The following is a 19736-nucleotide window of genomic DNA, read 5'->3' on the forward strand; positions in this document are numbered from 1 at the left end:
CCGATTTAAAACACGGCCTAGCCGACCCGCCCGATGCGGCTCGAAGCCGCGCCCGGCGACAGCAACGACAGCATCGGCTCGCAGCCGTCGGCCGAGCCCAACCGCATGTCGGCGGACACCGCGCGTTCAGCGTTGAGCCTGCTGCGTACGGAGGGCGGCCGGCGGCTGCCTTCCGTGGTCGTGCGGGAGAAAAGGCGGCGCACCACGCGCTGACCTGCGCGGTGCCTGTTACGCCTGGGACGCGGCGGGCACACTGTCCGCGACCGCCGCGCTGCCCCACACTGGTGGCAGGGGCTGCTCCCGGACCCCTCACGGGCGCGGGGCAGGCGGCAGGACGAGGAGGCGCAGCATGCGGATTCCGGCCGGCCGGTGGGACTGGCTGTCGTCGCCCTGGTGGCGCGGCGCCGCCGCGGTGGCGCTCGGAGCTCTGCCTGCGCTCGCCTTCCCGGCCCCCTCCCTCTGGTGGTTCGCGTACGTAGCCCTCGTGCCGTGGATGCTGTTGATCCGCTCCGCGCCGACCGGCCGGCGGGCGGCTCTGGACGGCTGGCTCGGCGCCACCGGGTTCATGATCGCCGTGCATCACTGGCTGATGCCGAGCCTGCATGTGTTCATCGTGGTCCTGGCGGCTCTGCTGGCGCTTCTGTGGCTGCCCTGGGGCTGGCTGGTGCGGTGGATGCTCGGCGGAACTCCCTCGGTCCTTCGCGTGACGGCCGCCCTCGCCGTCGTCCCCTCCGGCTGGCTGATGGCGGAACTTGTCAGGTCCTGGCAGGGGTTGGGCGGCCCGTGGGGGCTGCTGGGTTCCAGCCAGTGGGAGGTCACCCCCGGGCTGCGGCTGGCCTCGGTCGGCGGTGTCTGGCTGGTGAGCCTGCTGGTGGTCGCGGTGAACACCTGCGTCGTCGTACTGGTGGCCGTGCGCCGGGCCCGTAGGCCCGTGGTGGCCGCGCTGGTGGCCTGCGCCGTCGCGGTGGGCGCCGTGTGGGCGTGGGCGCCGCGCCCCGAGCCGTCGGGCCGGGTGCGCGTGGCGGTCGTACAGCCGGGTGTCGTCAGCGGCCCGGAGCGGCGGTTCGACCTCAGCGAGGCCCTTACCCGCGACCTGGCGGGACAGGATCTCGACCTGGTGGTGTGGGGTGAGAGCAGCGTCGGCGCGGACCTGACCGAACGCCCGGACCTCGCGGCCCGGCTCGCCGCCCTCTCCCGGCTGGTGGACGCGGAAGTACTGGTGAATGTGGACGCCCGCCGCACCGACCGGCCCGGCATCTTCAAGAGTTCCGTGCTGGTGGGCCCGGAGGGCGTCACCGGCCGGCGCTACGACAAGATGCGCCTGGTCCCCTTCGGCGAGTACGTCCCCGCGCGTTCCGTCCTCGGCTGGGCGACCGCTGTGGGCAAGGCCGCGGGTGAGGACCGCAGGCGCGGGACGAGCCCCGTGGTGATGACGCTGTCCGGCGGCGGTGTCACCGGCGGGCTGCGGGTCGGTCCGCTGGTGTGCTTCGAGTCCGCGTTCCCCGACATGAGCAGGGAGCTGACCCGGCGGGACGCGCAGGTGCTGGTCACCCAGTCGGCGACGTCGACGTTCCAGGAGAGCTGGGCGCCCGAGCAGCACGCCTCACTCGCGGCGCTGCGGGCCGCCGAGAACGGACGCCCGGTGGTGCACGCGACGCTGACCGGCGTCAGCGCGGTGTTCGGCCCGGGCGGCGAGCGCGTCGGCTCGCCGCTGGGGACGGACGAGAGTACTGCCGCGGTGTACGACATCCCGCTGGCCGAGGGCACGACGGCGTACGTCCGGGCGGGCGACTGGGCCGTCCACGGCGCGCTCGCCGTCCTGGTCCTGCTGTGCGCGGCGCAGGGCGTACGGGCCGTCAGGCGGCCTGCTGCTCCTGCGCCGCCCGGACCACCCGCTCGCACAGCTCGTGAGTCAGCAGCGCGTCCTGGGCGCTGAGGAGCTTCCCGGCCCGTACGGCGTCGAGGAAGGTGTCGACGGACTGCTCGATGCCGCGCTGGCGGGCCACCGGTACCCAGTCGCCGCGACGGCGAATGGTCGGCTGCCCCTTGTGGTCGACGATCTCGGCGAGGTTGACGACCTGGCGCTTCGCGTCCTGTCCGGAGACTTCGAGGATCTCCTCGGTGGAGCCGTTCATCCGGTTCATGGTGCCGATGGCGGTGAACCCGTCGCCGGAGAGCTGGAGGACGACGTGGTGTATCAGGCCCTCGACCACCTTGGCCCGTACGTCGATGTGGTCGACCGTGCCGGGGACCAGGAAGCGCAGGGTGTCGACGACGTGGATGAAGTCGTCGAGGACGAGGGTGCGCGGGTCCTCGGGCAGGCCGACGCGGTTCTTCTGCATGAGGATCAGGTCGCGCGGGTGCTCGGCGCACTGCGCGTATCCGGGAGCGAGACGGCGGTTGAAGCCGACGGCGAGGCTGACGCCGCGCTCCTCGGCGAGCCGCACGAGCCGCTCGGATTCGGCGAGTTCGTACGCGAGCGGCTTGTCGACGTACGTCGGTACGCCCGCCTCCAGGAGCCGGGTCACGATGTGCGGGTGCACGGCGGTGGGCGCGTGCACGAAGGCGGCGTCCAGTCCCTGGTCGAGCAGCGCGTCGAGGCCGGTGTGGCACTGCGCGTCGGGGATGCGGTAGGTCGCGGCGATCCGCGCGAGGGTGGCGGGCGTGCGGGTCTGCAGGTGGAGTTCAAGCCCCGGCCGGGTGGTCAGTACCGGCAGATAGGCCTTCTGAGCGATGTCTCCGAGCCCGATGACGCCGACCTTCACAGAGGGTCTCCCTAACGCTGTGCCTGATGAGCCTGTTGATCGCGGACCTGGCGGTCCCGTGCCCCGGCAGCATACGTGCGCTGCGGCGGCAGCCAGTCGGCGATGTCGTCGAAGGTGCGCAGGGCGAGACCGGGGCCGAAGCCGGCGAGGGTCATCACGGTGTCGCGCAGGGCGACGGCCGGGGCGCTGCGGACCGACATCAGGCGGGCGATGTTCGCGGACTTGCGGACGATGCCGGTGGTGCGCGGCAGCCGGTCCGCGGAGTACGCCGCCAGACCGGTCGCGACATCGCCCGCGTCCGGGAGGTGGTGGGCCAGCACGATGCCGTCCTCGATGGCCTGGTTGCCGCCCTGGCCCATGGTGGGTGCCATGGCGTGCGCGGCGTCACCGAGCAGAACGGTCCTGCCGCGGTGGAAGGCGGGCAGCGGCGTGATCAGGTGGTGGACGTCGTGTCGCAGAACCTGGTCGGGGGCGGCCGCTTCGATGATCCGCGGCACGGGGTCGTGCCAGTCTCCGAACCTGCGCAGGAGTTCGGCCTTCTCACCGTCGGCCGACCGGCCTCCGGCCGGGGCCACGGCAGCGGCGTACGCGTAGACCCGGCCGTCCTTCAGCGGCTGACTGCCCCAGAGCGCGCCACGGCCCCAGGTCTCGTGGGGCTCGAAGGGGGCGACGGGGGCCGGTATGACCACGCGCCACGTGGTGATGCCGGAGTAGACGGGGCCGGGGTGGTCCGGGAACAGGGCGCGGCGCATCGCGGAGTTGATGCCGTCGGCGCCGATGACGAGGTCGGCCTCGATGTCCCCGCCGGGCGTGGTGACCACGGCGGGGCGCCCGCCCGCCGCTCCGGGATCGGCCAGGGTCGCGGGGGACCCGGTGCGTACCGTGCCCTCGGGCAGCCGGGCGGCGATGCGGTCGATGAGGGTGGCGCGGTGGACCAGGACGAGGGGTCCGCCGAAGCGCTCGGTGGCGGCGGAGCTGCTCGTACGGGCGAGCCAGCGGCCGCTGGGGGAACGCATGCCGCCGTCGCCCTGCCAGGCGGCCAGCTCACGGATCTCCTCGCCGAGGCCGATGACGTCGAGGGCGTGGTGCCCGTTGGGGGCGAGCCCGATTCCGGCACCGACCGCTTCCACGGCCGCCGCACGCTCCAGGACAGTGACGTGCCAGCCGCGCTGGTGGAGGGCGACCGCGGCGGTCAGTCCGCCGATGCCGCTTCCTGCGACGACGGCGTGGGGACGGCCTTGGGGCTGCGGTTCGGGACTTTCGGCCATGACTCCTCCTCGGCAACTACACCTGTAGTGACTCCTTGAGCGTACTACAGGTGTAGTCGTCGCGGTAGATTGGGCCCATGACCGCACGCGCCGCCACGGGCCGCTCCCGCCCCGAGCTGATCACCGACGCCGCCCTGGCCCTGCTCGTGGAGCGCGGCATGCGCGGGCTCACCCACCGGGCGGTCGACGAACGCGCCGGGCTGCCACAGGGCTCCACGTCCAACTACGCCCGGACGCGACAGGCGCTGCTGGAGGCAACGGTGCGACGGCTTGCCGAGCGCGAGGCCCAGGTGCTCGCCCTCGACGAGATGCCCGCGCCGTCGGCCGGCCTCGACGGCATCATCGGCGCCCTCGCACTCGCCCTCCACCGCCACCTGACGCACCACCGTGAGCTGCTCGTGGCCCGCTACGAACTGGGCCTGGAGGCGACGCGCCGGCCCGAGCTGCGCGAGTTCTACGACGCGACGGGCCGCCACCGCTTCCGTGAGCCGCTCAACACGCTGATGGCCGCGGCGGGTTCACGGGAGCCGGAGCGGCACGCACTGTCGCTGGCGGCCTGGTGTGAGGGGCTGATGTTCTCCTGCGCGGCCGGTTCGTACCACTCCGCGGTGCCCAGCGAGGAGGAACTGCGCAAGGGATTCAGCGAGTTGCTGCGCGGCATGCTCGGCACGCCGGGCGTCGCCGCATAAGCGCATAGGGGTTGGCGGTGACGGGAGGGAGTGGGTAACGATGACCACCATGACGATTCCTGAGCGCATCGATCCCTCGACCACCGCCGGTGAGCGGGAAATGCTGGAGAGCTGGCTGGAGTTCCACCGCGAGACGCTGGCGCTCAAGTGCGCGGGTCTGAGTGAGGAGCAGCTACGGGAGCCGGCCGTGCCACCGTCGGACCTGTCGCTGCTCGGACTCGTACGGCACATGACGGAGGTCGAACGGGGCTGGTTCCACCGGGTGCTGAGCGACGAGGACGCCCCGCCGCTCTACGTCAGCGACGAGAACCCCGACGGGGGCTTCCATGTCACCGGCCAGGACACGTGGGAGGAGGCGCACGCCGCCTGGCGGGCCGCGATCGACCGGGCGCGCGAGCTTGCCGCGCCGCACTCGCTCGACGACATCGGCGAGGGCAAGCACCGCACCGGAAAGCCGTACAACCTACGCTGGATCTACGTCCACATGATCGAGGAGTACGCCCGCCACAACGGCCACGCCGACCTCCTGCGCGAGCGCATCGACGGCACAACGGGAGACTAGGCCTCACTCAACCCGTGCGGCGGAGCCGCACGGGTCACGGCTGGAGGGGCGGGGTGGGGGAAGCCCCCACTCCGCCCCCGACCACCCCCGCCCGGATCACTCGTGCGGGCCAATCTCCCCCGCCGACTCCCCAGAACCACTGCGCGCCCCCCAGAGTTGCGCGGGTGCACCGAACAAGAACCACAGCGAAGATCCTTATGGGGGTGGCGGTTTCGGCCGTCTCCGCCACCGTCACCGGATGCGTGGCCGTGGAGCCCCGACCGGACACCGGCCCCGTACCGTCGGCGGACGCCGCACCGCTCTCCCCGGGCCAGGACGTAAAGCCGCATATCGTGCAGGCCCCCGCCCGGGAGGCCCTGGACGCCGCGCTCCAGCCGTCAAAGAGGGCCACGCCCCGGACCGAGCCGCGAGAGACCCCAGCGGAACGCCGCACCGCACCGCCCGCACCACCGCACCGCCCGGCCGAAGTCCCGGCCCCGGCCCCCGCACGGCCCGTTCCCGCCGCCCCCGCACCGCCCGAGGCCGCCGTACCGTTGCCGCGTTTCCTCCCGTCCCTGCCGACTCCCCCCGCGGGTGCGGGAGGGGACGTCTGCGCGCTCGGCGAGGGGTACGGCGGCTGGCAGCATGACAGCACCCAGGCCCGCATCTGTCGCGAGACGTACGGGCGTTGACGCAGAGGTTGACGCACAGATGCTGACGCGCAGGCGCTGACGCTCACCCACCCGACCCGCAGCCGCCGGTCAGCCCGCGTCAGCAAGCCTCCGCTCAAGCCGGTCGATGGCCGCCCGCACCCCGTCCCCGTACCCGTCGTCCCCCAGCGCGTCCGACGCCGCCCGCGCCCGCCCCAGGTGGGTGCGGGCGGCTTCCGGACGGTGCAGCTTCAGGTAGTCGGCCGCGAGGTTGAGGTGGAGCGAGGGATAGAACCCGCGCACCGCGACCGAGGAGTCGTGCCGGGCCACCCGCTCGTCCGTCAGCCCGTCGGCGGCGGCCAGCGCCCGCAGATCCCAGGCCAGTTCGTCTCCGGCGTCGTCCTGCGTGTCCGCCATGTAGTGCGCGAGCGTGCACCGGCGGAAAGGATCACCGTCCTCGCCGATCTCCGCCCACAGCTCACCGAGGCGGTTGCGCGCCTCCTCGCGGTCGCCTGCGTGGAGAAGCATGATCGCCTGCCCGATCCGCGTCATCGTGACGTCCTCGGACGTCTCCTGCTGCCCCATCGCCGTGGTCTCCTGTCCGTCCGCACACCCAAAGCCAATACCGACGGTCTCGACGCTAGACCCCGCCACTGACAATCGGGCTCAGGCTCGGGCCGCGCCCTGGTAGCGCTGCGCCAGCCCGGTGACCGTACGGGCCACCTCCGCGCGCAGTTCCGGTGGGCCCAGCACCTCCACTTCCAGCCCCAGCCGCAGCAGGTCCCCCACCGCCACGGGCAGCGACTCGACGCGCAGTACGGTCTCGACCCAGCCCTCCGCGTCCGGTGGCCCCGCCGCCCGGACCGCCTCCGTACCGGCCGCCCCGCACTGCACGGGCAGCAGTCTCGCGCCGCGCGGTGAGACCCGCAGCCGGGCCTCGCCCCGCAGTACCCCGGCCTCCATCCGGCGCGCACTCTCCTGCCAGTACGCCGCCAGATCGAACCCGGCCGGCCGCTCGAAGCTCTCCTCCAGCACCTGCGCGGCAAGCATCCGCGACACCCGGTACGTCCGCACCGACTCCCCGGCGTCCGCCACCAGATACCAGTTGCCACCCTTGAGTACGACGCCCAGGGGACCCAGTCGGCGGTGTACGTCGCCGCGCCAGCTCCGGTAGTGCACGCGCAGCAGCCGCTGCCGCCAGACCGCCCCGGCGACCTCCGCGAGGTACGGCGCGGGGTCGGCGTCCCGGAACCAGGCGGGGGCGTCGAGGTGGAACCGCTCCTGAACGCGCCGGGTGCGCTCCCCCAGTCCGTCGGGCAGCGCGGCCTCCAGCTTGAGCCGCGCCGTCGTCAGGTCGGCGGCGAGGCCCAGTTCGGCCGCGGCCGCCGGCATGCCCGCGAAGTGCAGCGATCCGGCCTCGTCGCTCGTCAGGCCGGTCAGCCGGGTCCGGTAGCCGTCCATCAGGCGGTAGCCGCCGGCGGGGCCGCGGTCGGCGTACACCGGCACTCCGGACGCGCTGAGCGCCTCGACGTCCCGGTAGACGGTCCGTACGGAGACGTCGAGCTCGGCAGCCAGCTCGGGAGCGGTCATCCGGCCGCGGTTCTGCAGCAGAAGGAGCAGGGAGAGCAGTCGGTCGGCGCGCATGGGCCCAGTCTGCCGATGTACCTGACAGAAGGTGTCAGGTACGGACGAGATGCTGGTTCCCGTGAGCGCGAGAGTGTCGCGCCGGCTCTTGAGAGGAACCTCCATGCCCACACAGGCCACCGGAAGCTTCACCTTCGCCAATTGGGACGAGACCCCGGTCGCCGGAGCGGAGGAGGGTCCGAGGCTGGCCCGCGCCTCCGTCACGAACGCGTTCAGCGGTGCCATCGAGGCTGCCGCGACCACGTGCGAGTACTCCATCGCGTACGTGGACGGGAAGACCGGCGTATTCGCCGGTCACCAGCTGTTCAGCGGCTCCGTGGCCGGCCGCGAGGGGACGTTCGCCGTCGAGGAGCGGGGCAGCTTCGGCGACGACGGAACGGTCCACTGCGACTTCCACGTGGTGCCGGGCTCGGGCACCGGCGGCCTCGCCGGGCTGAGCGGGACGGGCGGCTACACCGCGCGGCACGGCGAGCCGGCCGTCCCGTACACCTTCAGCTACGAACTGGGTGACCTGAGCTGACCAGGCGGATTAGCCGAGGTTTGGCACGGTCCAGTCGATGGGCTCGTGGCCCTGCGCCGCGACCGCCTCGTTGATCTGCGTGAACGGCCGGGACCCGAAGAACTTCTTCGCCGAGAGCGGCGAGGGGTGCGCGCCCTTCACCACCACGTGCCGCTCCTCGTCGATCAGCGGAAGCTTCTTCTGCGCGTAGTTGCCCCAGAGCACGAAGACCGCCGGGTCGGGCCGCGAGGCCACGGCGCGGATCACCGCGTCCGTGAACGTCTCCCACCCCTTGCCCTTGTGGGAGTTCGCCTCGCCGGCCCGCACCGTCAGTACGGCGTTGAGCAGCAGCACGCCCTGCTCGGCCCACGGCATCAGATATCCGTTGTCCGGGATCGGGGTGCCCAGCTCCGCGTTCATCTCCTTGTAGATGTTCCGCAGGGACGGGGGCACCTTGACGCCCGGCCGCACCGAGAAGCACAGCCCGTGGCCCTGCCCTTGGCCGTGGTACGGGTCCTGGCCGAGGATCAGGACCTTCACCCGGTCGTACGGTGTGGCGTCCAGGGCGGCGAAGACCTCTTCGCGCGGCGGGTAGACCGGCCCGTTCGCCCGCTCCTTCTCGACGAATTCGGTGAGCTGCTGGAAATAGGGCTTCTGCAGCTCGTCCCCGAGGACGCCGCGCCAGGACTCGGGCAGCATGTCGGTGTCGGTCACGTCAACAACCTCCGCTAAACGATCAGTTCTTCATCAAAGAACCTACCTGCGGTCACTGACAACGGACTCCTACCAGCTGGTCTTCTTGTGCAGCTGCCACACCTGCATGATCGTCTGCGGGTCCAGCGCCCGTTCGGCGCCCGCGATCTCGTCGGAGGCGGCGACGTACAGCTTGCCCTGCCACAGCGGCAGCAGTCGGACGTCCTCGAGCAGGATCTCCTGGGCGCGCCCGAACTGGTCCCCGACGGCGGCGCGGTCGCTCTCCTGCCGCGTCTTCGGCAGCAGGCTGGCCGTGATCTCCGGGGTGTTGTACGGCGTACCGACGGCGTTGTTCTCGCCGACGAAGGGGGCGACGAAGTTGTCCGGGTCCGGGAAGTCCGGGGACCAGCCACGGCCGAAGACCGGGTACTCGCCCTTCTGGTAGCCCTTGTAGAACGAGTTCCAGGGGCGGTGCTTCAGCGTGATCTTGAACAGTCCGGACGCGTCCAGCTGCCGCTTCAGCTCGGCGAACTCCAGCGCGGTGGCCGATCCGTACCGGTCGGAGGTGTACCAGAAGGTCAGCGGGACCGGCTCGGTGATGCCCGCCTCGGCGAGAATGTTCCGCGCCTTCGGCACGCTCGGCTCACCGTAGGTGTCGAAGAAGCTGGTCGCGTGGCCGGCCACACCGCTCGGAATCATCGAGTACAGCGGCTCGGCGGTGCCCTTGTAGACCTTGTCGACGAGGGCTCCCCGGTCGACCACCTGAGCGATGGCCCGGCGGACGGCGGGCTTGCGCGCGTTCGGGTCCTTGGGGTTGAACACCAGGTAGCGGATCTCGGCTCCGGTCGCCTCGACGACCTGGAGCTCCTTCTCCTTCGGCTGGCCCTCCAGGTCGATGACCTGCTCGGCGGTCAGACCGCGGAACGTCGCGTCGATCTCCTTGTTCTTCAGCGCCTCCACCATGACGGCGGAGTCCTGGTAGTAGTGGATCGTGACGGCATCGTTCTTGAGGTCGGCGAACCCTTCGTACTTCTGGTTCTTCACCAGCTCGGCCGTCTTGTCCGGCTCGTACGACGCGAGGGTGTACGGACCCGAACCGGTCAGCTTGTTGCCCGTGCGGAGCTTGTCCTTCGGGTAGTCCGCGGGGCTCACCATCGACATGGCGGGCGTCGCGAGCACGAACGGGAAGGTGGCGTCCGGCTTGTTGAGGCGGAAGGTGATCTTCCGGTCGCCGCTCGTCTCCACCTTGTCGAGACTGGAGAGAAGCCCGCTCGGACCCCCCTTCTGCCCAATCGCGACAATCCGGTCGATCGAGTACTTCGCCGCCTTCGCGTCCAGCGCCGTCCCGTCGGAGAAGGTCAGGCCCTCGCGGAGCGTGCAGGTGTAGACCTGGTTCGAGCTGTCCGTGAAGGAACACTTCTCGGCAGCGTCGGGCTCAGGCGTGGTGCTCCCCGTGGGGTAGCTCACCAGCGTCTGGAAGACATTTCTGTACAGCTCCCAGGAACCGTCCCACGCGCCGGCCGGGTCGAGGGTGCTGGGCGTGCTCGTCGTACCGACAGCGAGCTTCTGCTCGGTGTCGGACTGATCACTGGACAGCATCCCGCACCCGGTCAGCAGGGATATGGACGCAAGGGCTGCAGCGGACTGCAGACATCTGGTCCGGTTGAACACGTGCACGCTCCTCGATCAGCCATGGGTCGGCAGACCATACCGCAGCGCCCTGTCGGGTCAACGGGCCGACCCGGCAGGGCGCTTGGGCGTAATCCACAGTAAAAGCGGGTAAAGCGACTCAGCCGACGCCGGCGTTCAGGAAGATACCGCCGTCGACGACCAATGTCTGCCCCGTGATCCAGTCCGACTGGTCCGAGGTGAGGAAGGCGGCCGCTCCCCCGATGTCCTCGGGAACGCCGAGCCGGCCCAGCGGGTACGCCGCCGCGGCCTCGGCCTCGCGGCCCTCGTAGAGCGCCTGGGCGAACTTCGTCTTCACCACGGCGGGCGCGATCGCGTTGACCCGTACACCCGGCGCGAACTCGTGCGCCAGCTGGAGGGTCAGGTTGACCATCGCCGCCTTGCTCATGCCGTACGCGCCGATGAAGGGCGAGGCGGAGATGCCGGCGACCGAGGCGATATTGACGATCGCCCCGCCGTTCTCCTTCTGCCACGCCTTCCAGGTCTGCTGCGCGAACCCGAGCGCGGAGATCACGTTGGTCTCGTACGTCTTGCGGGCGACGCCCAGGTCCAGCTCCGCGATCGGTCCGAAGACCGGGTTCGTGCCGGCGTTGTTGATCAGGAAGTCGACGCGGCCGAACGCCTCCATGGTGCGTTCGACGGCGATCGCCTGGTGCGCCTCGTCGTGGGCCTTGCCCGCGACGCCGATCACCCGGTCCGCGCCGAGCGCCTCCACGGCCTCCTTGAGCGCGTCCTCGTTGCGCCCGGTGATGCACACCCGGTCGCCGCGGGCGACGAGCGCCTCGGCGACGCCGTAACCGATTCCACGGCTCGCGCCGGTGATGAGCGCGACCTTCCCGCTGTCCCGTACCTCTGCTTCAGCAGCCATGTCTCTCAGTCCCTCGTCAGTTGAGCGGGCCGCCGGCGACGTACATGACCTGTCCGGAGACAAAACCGGCGTCCTCGCCCGTGAAGAAGGCGATGGCGTTGGCGATGTCGTCCGGCGTACCGACGCGCTGCACCGGGATCTGGGTGGCGGCCGCGGCCTGGAACTCCTCGAAGCCCATGCCGACGCGGGCGGCGGTCTGCGCGGTCATCTCGGTGACGATGAAGCCGGGCGCGACGGCGTTGGCCGTGATGCCGAACTTGCCGAGCTCCTTGGCGAGGGTCTTGGTGAAGCCCTGCAGACCGGCCTTGACGGCGGAGTAGTTCGCCTGGCCGCGGTTGCCGAGCGCCGAGCTGCTGGAGAGGCTGACGATACGGCCGAACTTGGCGTCCACCATGTGCTTCTGGCAGGCCTTGGCCATCAGGAACGCGCCCTTCAGGTGCACGTTCACCACGGTGTCCCAGTCGGACTCGCTCATCTTGAAGAGCAGGTTGTCGCGCAGGACCCCCGCGTTGTTCACCAGGATCGCCGGCGCACCGAGCTCCGCGACGACACGCGCCACGGCGGCCTCGACCTGGGCGCTGTCGGAGACGTCGCAGCCGACGGCGAGGGCGGTGCCGCCCGCCGCGGTGATCTTCTCGACGGTGTCCTTGCACGCGGCCTCGTCGAGGTCGAGTACGGCGACGGCGCGGCCCTCTGCCGCCAGACGGACCGCGGTGGCGGCGCCAATGCCGCGCGCCGCCCCGGTCACGATCGCGACACGCTGCTCGGTGGTGGACATGCTGTTCTCCTCGCCCTTGGATGCGGCCGCCGAGTCACCGGGAGTAAGTTCCCGATCACTGAGCAACCGCTTAGTAGCTTCAGCAGACGTGACGCTAGAAGCCATGGCACGCGGTGTCAACGGCCCAAGGAACGACCCGGTGCATCAGTAGCGCGGATCACCGCACCAGCAGGTCGAGCAGGCGCTCGACCTCGGCCTCCGGATCGGCCGTCAGGCCGGTGTGCACGGGCCCCGGCTGTACGACGGTGCTGCGCGGCGCGATCAGCCAGCGAAAGCGCCGCCCCGGGTCGTCGCCCGCCGCCTGGCCCGCCGCCTCTCCGCCGCCGCACACGCCCTCGACGGCGCGCAGGGCGGCCCGTACACCCGCCACGTCGGCGCCGGGGTCCAGCGCCCTCAGCTTCGTCTCGTCCAGGTGGGTCCTGGCGGCGACGAAGGACTTGGCGCGGCAGTAGACGAGCACGCCCGCGTTGAACATTTCGCCGCGCTCCACGCGCGGCACGACGCGCACCAGTGCGTATTCGAAGACATCCCGCTTGGTGCTCACTTGCCGCCGTCCTTCGTGTCCTGCTCGGCCGTTCGCGGCCGCGGCGTCAGGCGGTCCGCCAGCCAGCCGGGGGCCTGCGACGGCTTGTCCTTGGTCGGCGCGCCCAGCGTGATCCGCTCATGGATCGTCGCGGCGCGCGGCAACAGTGCGTCTACGTACGCGCGACGCAGGGCGTCGGTGTTCTCGAAGCCGGGCTCGTCGACCAGCCACTCGGCGGGGACCTGGGCGGCAACCTCGGTCAGCAGCTCCTCGGTGACCAGCGGCGCGAGCTCGGCCGCCGCGGCGGCGATGTCGGGGCCGAAGGGCGCCAGGACGTGGTCCGAGGCGTGGTACGGCTTCGCTGACGCGCTCTGGGCGGTCGGCCAGTTGTGGTGCCAGATCATGGTGGCGCCGTGGTCGATGAGCCACAGGTCGCCGTGCCAGACGAGCATGTTGGGATTGCGCCAGGAGCGGTCGACGTTGTTGATCAGCGCGTCGAACCACACCACCCGGCCCGCCTCGGCCGGGTCCACCTCGTACGCGAGCGGGTCGAAGCCGATCGATCCGGGGAGATAGTCCATTCCGAGGTTCAGTCCGCCGCTCGCCTTGAGCAGCTCCTGGACCTCCTGGTCGGGCTCGGCAAGGCCGATGACCGGATCGAGCTGGATGGTGACCAGTTGGGGAACGCGCAGACCGAGTCTGCGGGCCAGTTCTCCGCAGATGACTTCGGCGACCAGGGTCTTGCGGCCCTGCCCCGCACCGGTGAACTTCATGACATACGTACCGAGATCGTCGGCCTCGACGATCCCCGGGAGCGAGCCGCCCTCACGCAAAGGCGTGACATAGCGGGTCGCTGTGACTTCGGAGAGCATTTCCACAGATTACTGCCGTACCGGCGGGGTTCTCGATCAGTTATTCGCGTGCCTAGAGTGCCGCATGGACGCCCAGGGTTTTCCCCGCCAGTTCGCCCGTACGCGCCGCTTCTCACTCGGAGTCCCCCGCCGGTTCACGGTCTCGCCCGACGGTCAACGCGTCCTGTTCGTACGGTCGGACGCGGGCCACGATCCGGTCAGCAGGCTGTGGCTGTACGAGGACGGGAGCGAGCGGATACTCGCCGGGCCGTCCGGGGGCGCGGGAGACGTTCCCGAGGCGGAGCGGATCCGCCGGGAGCGGGCGCGGGAGACGTCCCGGGGCGTGGTGGCGTACGCGACCGACCGCGAGGCCCGCGTGGTGGCGTACGCCCTCGGGGGAGCGCTCTGGACCGTACGGACGGACGGTGGCGCCCCGCGCCGCGTCACGACAGCGGGCCCGGCGGTCGACCCGCGGCCCTCCCCCGACGGAACGCTCGTCGCGTACGTCAGCGGGGGCGCCCTGCACGTCGTCGGAACCGACGGCACCGGGGACCGGTTGCTCGCCGCACCCGAGAACGCCGAAGTGACGTACGCGCTCGCGGACCATGTCGCGGCGGAGTCGCTCGGCCGGACGCGGGGCTACTGGTGGTCGCCGGACAGTGCCGCGCTGCTTGTCGCCCGCGTGGACACGTCGATGGTGCAGCGGTGGTACATCGGCGATCCCTCACTTCCCGGGAACGCACCGCGGTCGGTCCCGTATCCGGCCGCCGGAACGGCCAACGCCGAAACTACGATGCACGTCGTACGAGTTGACGGCGAGCGCGTCGCGGTGCGGATGCCCGCGGCGGCCGACGCCGAGTTCCATCCGGAGGGCCGGTGGACCGATCCGGCCTTCGAGTACCTCGTCACGGCCTGGTGGGACTCCACGGGTCCAGCCATGAACGTACAGACGAGGGACCAGCGCACGGCGTACCTGATGGACATCGACCCGGCGACGGGCGAGACCTCGCTGCTGCACCAGCAGCGCGACCGCAGGTGGCTGGAGTTCGTCCCCGGCGCCCCGGCACGCACGTCCGCCGGCTCCCCCGTCCTGGCGTTCGTGCCGCCGGGAGGTGACGTCCAGGGACTGAGGATGGCCCGCCACGGAGCGGTCACGCCGCCGGGACTGTACGTCCGCGAAGTGCTCGGCACTCTGGGCGAGCGGGTGCTGTTCACCGCCGGCGACGAGCCGACGGAGGTCCATGTCTGGTCGTACGAACCGGACTCGGGTTTCGTCCGCCTGAGCGAGGGTCCCGGCGTCCACACGGCCGCGGCCGGCGGCGACACGGTCGTACTCGACAGCATGACGCCCGAGGGGCAGACGGTGACCGTGCTGCGCGACGGCAAACCCGCCGGGCACATCGCCGTTCGAGCCGAGGAGCCGCTGGTGACGCCCCGGCCGGTACGTCTCTCGCTCGGCGAGCGTCAGCTGCGCAGCCTGCTCTTCCTCCCGTCGTGGCACGAGCCGGGGTCGGGCAGCCTGCCCGTCCTGCTCTCCCCGTACGCCGGGCCCGGGGTGCAGCTGGTCGTCAAGTCCCGCGCGTGGTGGACCGCCGTGGGTCAGTGGTGGGCCGAGCAGGGGTTCGCCGTGCTGATGACGGACGGGCGCGGTACGCCGGGGCGCGGCGTCGCGTGGGAGAAGAGCATCCACGGCGATCAGCTGACGCCCGTACTGGACGATCAGGTCGACGCGCTGCACGCGGCGGCCGAGTACTGCGCCGATCTCGACCTGGGGCGAGTGGCGATCCGCGGCTGGTCCTTCGGCGGCTACCTGGCGGCGGGCGCCGTACTGCACCGCCCGGACGTCTTCCACGCCGCTGTCGCGGGCGCGGCACCCACCGATCTGCGGCTCTACGACACGCACTGGAAGGAGCGCTACCTCGGCCACCCCGGCGTACTGCCCGAGAACTACGCGCGCTGCTCACTGGTGGAGCACGCGGGCAAGCTGACCCGGCCGCTGATGCTGGTGCACGGCATGGCGGACGACAACGTGCTGCCGGCCCACATGCTGCGCTTCTCCGCGGCGCTGCTCGCGGCCGGGCGGCCGCACAGCGTCCTGCCGTTGCCGGGAGCGGGCCACCTGGTCACCCAGGAGGGCGTGGCGGACAAGCTGTTGCTGCTGGAACTCCACTTCCTGAAGAAATCGCTCGGCTGCTGAACACCGCTGTCCGCTCCCGCGTACAACAGCGCACAGCCAGTCGTCGAAGAGGAGTGCCGGTATGACGGGATCTCAGGAGACAGGGCGGCTGTTCGGCCGCCGTACGGTCGTCGCCGCGGTGGGCGCCGCCGGGGTCGCCGCCGCGCTGACGGCGTGCGGCGGGTCGGACAGTGACAGCCCGTACGGCACCGCCGCCGAGAAGCCGGCGGGCGGGGCGAGCGAGCCGGGCAGCGGTGGCGACGCCGGCGCCGTGCTCGCCAAAACCGCCGACATCCCGGAGGGCGGCGGCAAGGTCTTCGCCGACAAGGGGCTGGTCGTCACCCAGCCCACCGCGGGGCAGTTCAAGGCGTTCTCGTCGAAGTGCACGCACCAGGGCTGCGCCGTCAAGGACGTCGCGAACGGGATGATCAACTGCCCTTGCCACGGGAGCATGTTCGACGCGACGGACGGCAGCGTGAAGGCCGGCCCGGCCACAGCACCGCTCCCTGCCGCCGCCATCAAGGTCGAGGGCGACTCGATCACCCTTGCCTGACCCGCCGCGGGCGCTTCCAGCAGGCGAGCACCTCGTCGGTCGTGGTGATCGTGGCAACGAAGGCGAGCGTGTTGCGGATCATCGCGGGGGTGTAGTCGGCGGGCACCCCCGCGATGGCGTCCGCGGGGACGACGGCTGTGTAGCCGAGATTGACCGCGTCGAAGACGGCGTTCGGAATCGCCACATTGGCCGAGACCCCCGTGACGAGCAGCGTCCGGCAGCCGAGGTTGCGCAGCAGGGCGTCGACGTCCGTACCGGAGAGCGGCGAGAGACCGTGCAGCCGTCGTACGACGAGGTCCTCGTCCGCGACTTCGATCGGTTCCGCGACACGCACCGCGGTCGTTCCCGAGAGCTGCTGTACGGGCAGTCGCGCGGCGGCCCGGAACAGTCGCGCGTTGTTGCTCGCGCCGCGCCCGTCGGGACGCCGTTCCGCCACCGCGTGCAGCACCTGCACACCGGCTTCGTGGGCACCGGCGACCAGCCGCGCGATGCGGAACAGGGCCCCCGAGGAGCGGGCCGCCCCGGCGAGTTCGGGCAGGGCGCTGTCCTTGCCGACGACGCCCTGCTGGCATTCCACGGTGAGCAGCACGGTGGTCGCCGCATCGAGCTGCCCGGCAAGCTGTTCGTACGACGGCAAGGTTCCCCCTCGGGTCCGAGCGCGCGAGGCTAACGGCCATTGCGTGATGAGGGAAGAGACCCCATGATTTCTGACACTGAGTCAGAAACTATGAAGGGGAACGCCGATGACCGCCACACAGCGCAGAGGCCGCCGCATCATGATGACGGACGCCGAACGGGACGCGTTCCTCACCGAACAGCGCACCTGCCGGGTGGCGACGGTCTCGGCGGACGGCAGCCCGCACGTGGGCGCCCTGTGGTTCGTCTGGGACGGGCATGCGCTGTGGCTGTACTCGATCACACGCAGCCGCCGCTGGGCCCAGCTCCGGAAGGACCCCCGGCTGGCCGTGCTCGTCGACGACGGCGTGGAGTACGGCGAACTGCGCGGCATCGAGCTGTCCGGCACCGCCGTCTTCGTGGGGGAGGCGCCGCGTACGGGTGAGCCGTGCCCCGAACTCGACGTGCCGGAACGGCTCTTCCCCCAGAAGTACTTCGGCATGACGCAGATGCCGCACGACGGACGGCACGCCTGGCTGCGGCTGACGCCGGACGCGGTGACGTCCTGGGACTTCCGCAAGCTCGGCGGTGCCTGAGCCCGGTCCGGATGCCGGGACTCCACGCCCGACACCTGAGCCGGGGTCCAACGCCCGAGCCGGGATCCGACGCCCGAGCCCATGGTCCGACACCTGAGCCGGGGTCCAACGCCCGAGCCGCGGTCCGGCGCCTGCCGGCGTTCAGCTGACGACGTCCGCGCCCGCGGCGCACAGCGCGTCGACCGCCGCGCGGATAGACGGCCGCCGGTCAGCGTCGGCGCGCCAGACGGCGTACACGTGCCGCCGCATCGCGTGCCGCACCGGTACGACGCGGACCCGATCCGGCACGGGACCGCGCCCCAGCCGGGGCGCCACGCAGACCCCGAGCCCCTCGGCGATCAACGCGAGCTGGGTGGCGTGCTCCTCGGCCACATGCGCGATGCGGGGCTCGACGCCCTTGCCGCGTAGCGTGAACATCAGCCACTCGTGACAGAACTCGCCCTCCGCCCAGGTGACCCAGTCGTCGTCGGCGAACTCCTCCAGATCCACGGTGGCGCGGCCGGCAAGCGGATGACCGACATGCATGGCGACATCGGCCGGGTCGTGCAGCAACTCCTGCTTGGCGAGCCCTTCGGGCATGGACAGCGGCCTGTTGTACCAGTCGAGCACGACTGCGAGATCGAAGTCGCCCCGCACGACCCCGCGTACCGAATCGGCGGGCTCCAGCTCTCGCATCCGCACGCGAAGCTGGGGGTGCTCGACGCGCAGGGCGGCGAGGGCGGCGGGCAGCAGACCGCGGGCAGCGGTGGGGAAGGCGGCGACGGCAAGGTCGCCGACGACCCGGCCGCGCTGCGCCTCGATGTCGGACTGGGCCAGCTCGACCTGCGAGAGGATGCGGGCGGCGTGGTCGGCGAGCAGCCGCCCGGCGTCGGTGAGACGCACGCCGCGGCCGTTCTTGGCGAGCAGGGGCTCGCCGACCTCGCGCTCCAGCTTGGCCATCTGCTGGGAGACAGCGGAGGTCGTCACATGCAGGCCCTCGGCTGCGCCGCTGACCGAGCCGTGCCGGGCGAGGGCGTCGAGCGTACGCAGGCGCTCAAGGTTCAACATGTAAGCGATACTAAGTGATCCGCTCCACGAAATCTCGCTTGTGCTACGAAGTTGAGCGGGCGAGGGTAAGCACCATGAGCCCTGTCCGCACACCCCGCGCTGCGCTGCCCGCCACGTCTGCCACCTCTGCCGCGCCTGCCACGTCTGCCTCTGTCGGCGCGCCTCCCGCGCCCGTGCGCCGCCCGGCACTGGACTGGCGCATCCGTTTCGCGGCGCTCGCGCTCATCTGGGGCTTCAGCTTCCTGCTCATCAAGGTCGGCACAGAGGCGTACGCACCCTTCCAAGTCACCCTCGGGCGACTGCTCTTCGGTACGGCCGTGCTCGCCGCCGCGATGGCGGTGAAGCGGGTGGGCCTGCCGCGCGGCGCCCGGACGTGGGGCCATCTCGCCGTCGCGGCGTTCTTCCTCAACGCCCTGCCGTTCTCGCTCTTCGCCTACTCCGAGCTGACGATCCCCTCGACGCTCGCCGGAATCTGCAACGCCACCTCGCCGCTGTGGGGCATGGTGCTCTCGGTGGTGGCGTTCTCCGAGGACCGCCCGACCCGCCGCCGCGTGGCGGGGCTCGGCATCGGCTTCATCGGCGTACTGACCGTGCTCGGCGCCTGGCAGGGCTTCTCCGGCCTGGACTTCGACGGTACGGCGATGGCGTTGCTGGCTTCCCTCAGCTACCCGGTGGGCTGGATCTATCTGCGGCGTACGCTCGGCGGCAGCGGCAACTCCGCCCTCTCCATGACGGGCGCGCAGCTTCTCCTCGGAACCGTCCAACTGGCTGTGGTGACACCACTGTTCACGACCATGCCCAGCTCGTTCCCGGTCGTCCCACTGCTCGCCGTGGTGGCACTGGGCGCGCTCGGTACCGGCTTGGCCATGCTCCTCCAGTACGACTTGGTGGCTGAGGTCGGGCCGACGACCGCCCAGATGGTCACGTACTTCATCCCGGTGATCGCCACCGTCGCGGGTGTCACTCTGCTGGGCGAACACCTCAGCTGGAACACCCCGGTGGGCGCCCTGATCGTCCTGGCCGGCGCAGCACTGACCCAGAGCCGGGCCCGAAGCCGAAGCAGAAGCGCCGACCCGAGCCGCGACTGAAGCGGAAAGCCTTCCCCACCCCGCCCGAAAGAACCGGCCCCTGCCGAACACCCCATCCGGCCCCGCCCCCGAGCCGGGGCCCGAACCGACCTCCCCCGGCCTCGAACCGCCGACCACCCCCGCCCGCCCGGCCTTTCAGCACCGAGGCCCAGTACGTAGCCGAGGGCGAAGCCCTCGCTCCCCCCCGTTATGTTTTTCGCGGT

At 71.1% G+C, this 19736-nt stretch carries 22 protein-coding genes; 10 read left to right on the forward strand and 12 right to left on the reverse strand.

Going from position 1 to position 19736, the window contains the following annotated elements:
- Window positions 1–33: 33 nt before the first annotated feature.
- Window positions 34–213 (forward strand): hypothetical protein, encoded by a 180-nt coding sequence (locus J7E91_RS33930; RefSeq protein ID WP_214911030.1) that lies wholly within the window; start codon window positions 34–36, stop codon window positions 211–213.
- 136 nt (window positions 214–349) lie between these two features.
- Window positions 350–1936 carry an apolipoprotein N-acyltransferase gene (gene lnt / locus J7E91_RS33935; protein WP_214911032.1) on the forward strand — a complete coding sequence of 529 codons (1587 nt, stop codon included), beginning with the start codon at window positions 350–352 and terminating at the stop codon, window positions 1934–1936.
- Here the strand turns inward: lnt and J7E91_RS33940 are convergent.
- Together J7E91_RS33940 and J7E91_RS33945 are read right to left on the reverse strand one after the other, a co-directional pair.
- The gene (locus J7E91_RS33940) at window positions 1857–2765 is read right to left on the reverse strand and encodes a Gfo/Idh/MocA family protein (protein WP_214911035.1); all 909 of its coding nucleotides are present in this window, start codon (window positions 2763–2765) and stop codon (window positions 1857–1859) included. The genes lnt and J7E91_RS33940 overlap by 80 nt on opposite strands.
- Window positions 2766–2776: 11 nt before the next feature.
- Complete coding sequence (locus J7E91_RS33945; protein ID WP_214911036.1) at window positions 2777–4033, reverse strand: FAD-dependent monooxygenase; 1257 nt, start codon at window positions 4031–4033, stop codon at window positions 2777–2779.
- Window positions 4034–4110: 77 nt separating this feature from the next.
- On the opposite strand from J7E91_RS33945, the gene J7E91_RS33950 reads away from it, so the two are divergent.
- The 3 genes from J7E91_RS33950 to J7E91_RS33960 all read left to right on the forward strand — a co-directional run bounded on the left by J7E91_RS33950 (window position 4111) and on the right by J7E91_RS33960 (window position 5955).
- The gene (locus tag J7E91_RS33950) at window positions 4111–4722 is read left to right on the forward strand and encodes a TetR/AcrR family transcriptional regulator (RefSeq protein WP_214911038.1); all 612 of its coding nucleotides are present in this window, start codon (window positions 4111–4113) and stop codon (window positions 4720–4722) included.
- A 49-nt stretch (window positions 4723–4771) separates the two neighbouring features.
- Window positions 4772–5284: a DinB family protein gene (locus J7E91_RS33955; protein ID WP_374224819.1), complete on the forward strand. Its 513-nt coding sequence runs from the start codon at window positions 4772–4774 to the stop codon at window positions 5282–5284.
- 164 nt (window positions 5285–5448) lie between these two features.
- Complete coding sequence (locus J7E91_RS33960; protein ID WP_251016680.1) at window positions 5449–5955, forward strand: hypothetical protein; 507 nt, start codon at window positions 5449–5451, stop codon at window positions 5953–5955.
- 69 nt (window positions 5956–6024) lie between these two features.
- Here J7E91_RS33960 and J7E91_RS33965 read toward each other — a convergent pair whose 3' ends face one another.
- Window positions 6025–6498 carry a hypothetical protein gene (locus tag J7E91_RS33965; protein WP_214911042.1) on the reverse strand — a complete coding sequence of 158 codons (474 nt, stop codon included), beginning with the start codon at window positions 6496–6498 and terminating at the stop codon, window positions 6025–6027.
- A gap of 81 nt (window positions 6499–6579) precedes the next feature.
- Window positions 6580–7557 carry a YafY family protein gene (locus J7E91_RS33970; protein ID WP_214911044.1) on the reverse strand — a complete coding sequence of 326 codons (978 nt, stop codon included), beginning with the start codon at window positions 7555–7557 and terminating at the stop codon, window positions 6580–6582.
- Between the two features lie 103 nt (window positions 7558–7660).
- Between J7E91_RS33970 and J7E91_RS33975 the strand changes: the two genes are divergently transcribed.
- Complete coding sequence (locus tag J7E91_RS33975) at window positions 7661–8077, forward strand: DUF3224 domain-containing protein (RefSeq protein ID WP_214911046.1); 417 nt, start codon at window positions 7661–7663, stop codon at window positions 8075–8077.
- Between the two features lie 9 nt (window positions 8078–8086).
- On the opposite strand, the gene ung is transcribed toward J7E91_RS33975, so the two are convergent.
- The 6 genes from ung to J7E91_RS34005 all read right to left on the reverse strand — a co-directional run bounded on the left by ung (window position 8087) and on the right by J7E91_RS34005 (window position 13479).
- Window positions 8087–8770: a uracil-DNA glycosylase gene (gene ung, locus J7E91_RS33980; RefSeq protein ID WP_214911049.1), complete on the reverse strand. Its 684-nt coding sequence runs from the start codon at window positions 8768–8770 to the stop codon at window positions 8087–8089.
- Window positions 8771–8839: 69 nt separating this feature from the next.
- Window positions 8840–10420, reverse strand: a complete 1581-nt coding sequence (locus tag J7E91_RS33985; RefSeq protein WP_308377549.1) for an ABC transporter substrate-binding protein — start codon at window positions 10418–10420, stop codon at window positions 8840–8842.
- A 118-nt stretch (window positions 10421–10538) separates the two neighbouring features.
- Window positions 10539–11306, reverse strand: a complete 768-nt coding sequence (locus J7E91_RS33990; RefSeq protein WP_214911053.1) for an SDR family oxidoreductase — start codon at window positions 11304–11306, stop codon at window positions 10539–10541.
- Between the two features lie 16 nt (window positions 11307–11322).
- Window positions 11323–12084: a 3-oxoacyl-ACP reductase FabG gene (gene fabG / locus J7E91_RS33995; RefSeq protein ID WP_214911055.1), complete on the reverse strand. Its 762-nt coding sequence runs from the start codon at window positions 12082–12084 to the stop codon at window positions 11323–11325.
- Between the two features lie 157 nt (window positions 12085–12241).
- Entirely contained in the window at window positions 12242–12628 is a 387-nt protein-coding gene (locus J7E91_RS34000; protein WP_214911057.1) for a DUF3037 domain-containing protein, read from the reverse strand.
- Window positions 12625–13479, reverse strand: a complete 855-nt coding sequence (locus J7E91_RS34005; protein ID WP_214911059.1) for a HipA family kinase — start codon at window positions 13477–13479, stop codon at window positions 12625–12627. Before J7E91_RS34005 ends, J7E91_RS34000 begins: the two co-directional genes overlap by 4 nt.
- A gap of 64 nt (window positions 13480–13543) precedes the next feature.
- Here J7E91_RS34005 and J7E91_RS34010 point away from each other — a divergent pair, with 64 nt between their 5' ends.
- A complete protein-coding gene (locus tag J7E91_RS34010) occupies window positions 13544–15655 on the forward strand; it encodes a prolyl oligopeptidase family serine peptidase (RefSeq protein WP_214911061.1) in 2112 nt (703 codons plus the stop codon).
- 61 nt (window positions 15656–15716) lie between these two features.
- Complete coding sequence (locus J7E91_RS34015) at window positions 15717–16187, forward strand: Rieske (2Fe-2S) protein (protein ID WP_214911063.1); 471 nt, start codon at window positions 15717–15719, stop codon at window positions 16185–16187.
- On the opposite strand, the gene J7E91_RS34020 is transcribed toward J7E91_RS34015, so the two are convergent.
- Complete coding sequence (locus J7E91_RS34020) at window positions 16174–16824, reverse strand: cysteine hydrolase (RefSeq protein WP_214911065.1); 651 nt, start codon at window positions 16822–16824, stop codon at window positions 16174–16176. The genes J7E91_RS34015 and J7E91_RS34020 overlap by 14 nt on opposite strands.
- Before the next feature lie 106 nt (window positions 16825–16930).
- Here J7E91_RS34020 and J7E91_RS34025 point away from each other — a divergent pair, with 106 nt between their 5' ends.
- Complete coding sequence (locus tag J7E91_RS34025) at window positions 16931–17398, forward strand: pyridoxamine 5'-phosphate oxidase family protein (protein ID WP_214911067.1); 468 nt, start codon at window positions 16931–16933, stop codon at window positions 17396–17398.
- Window positions 17399–17539: 141 nt separating this feature from the next.
- On the opposite strand, the gene J7E91_RS34030 is transcribed toward J7E91_RS34025, so the two are convergent.
- Window positions 17540–18445, reverse strand: a complete 906-nt coding sequence (locus J7E91_RS34030; protein WP_214911069.1) for a LysR family transcriptional regulator — start codon at window positions 18443–18445, stop codon at window positions 17540–17542.
- 74 nt (window positions 18446–18519) lie between these two features.
- On the opposite strand from J7E91_RS34030, the gene J7E91_RS34035 reads away from it, so the two are divergent.
- Window positions 18520–19533 (forward strand): DMT family transporter, encoded by a 1014-nt coding sequence (locus tag J7E91_RS34035; protein WP_214911071.1) that lies wholly within the window; start codon window positions 18520–18522, stop codon window positions 19531–19533.
- The last annotated feature ends 203 nt before the right edge of the window (window positions 19534–19736 follow it).

The sequence above is a fragment of the Streptomyces sp. ISL-99 genome, assembly GCF_018614005.1.
Classification (GTDB): domain Bacteria; phylum Actinomycetota; class Actinomycetes; order Streptomycetales; family Streptomycetaceae; genus Streptomyces; species Streptomyces flavidovirens.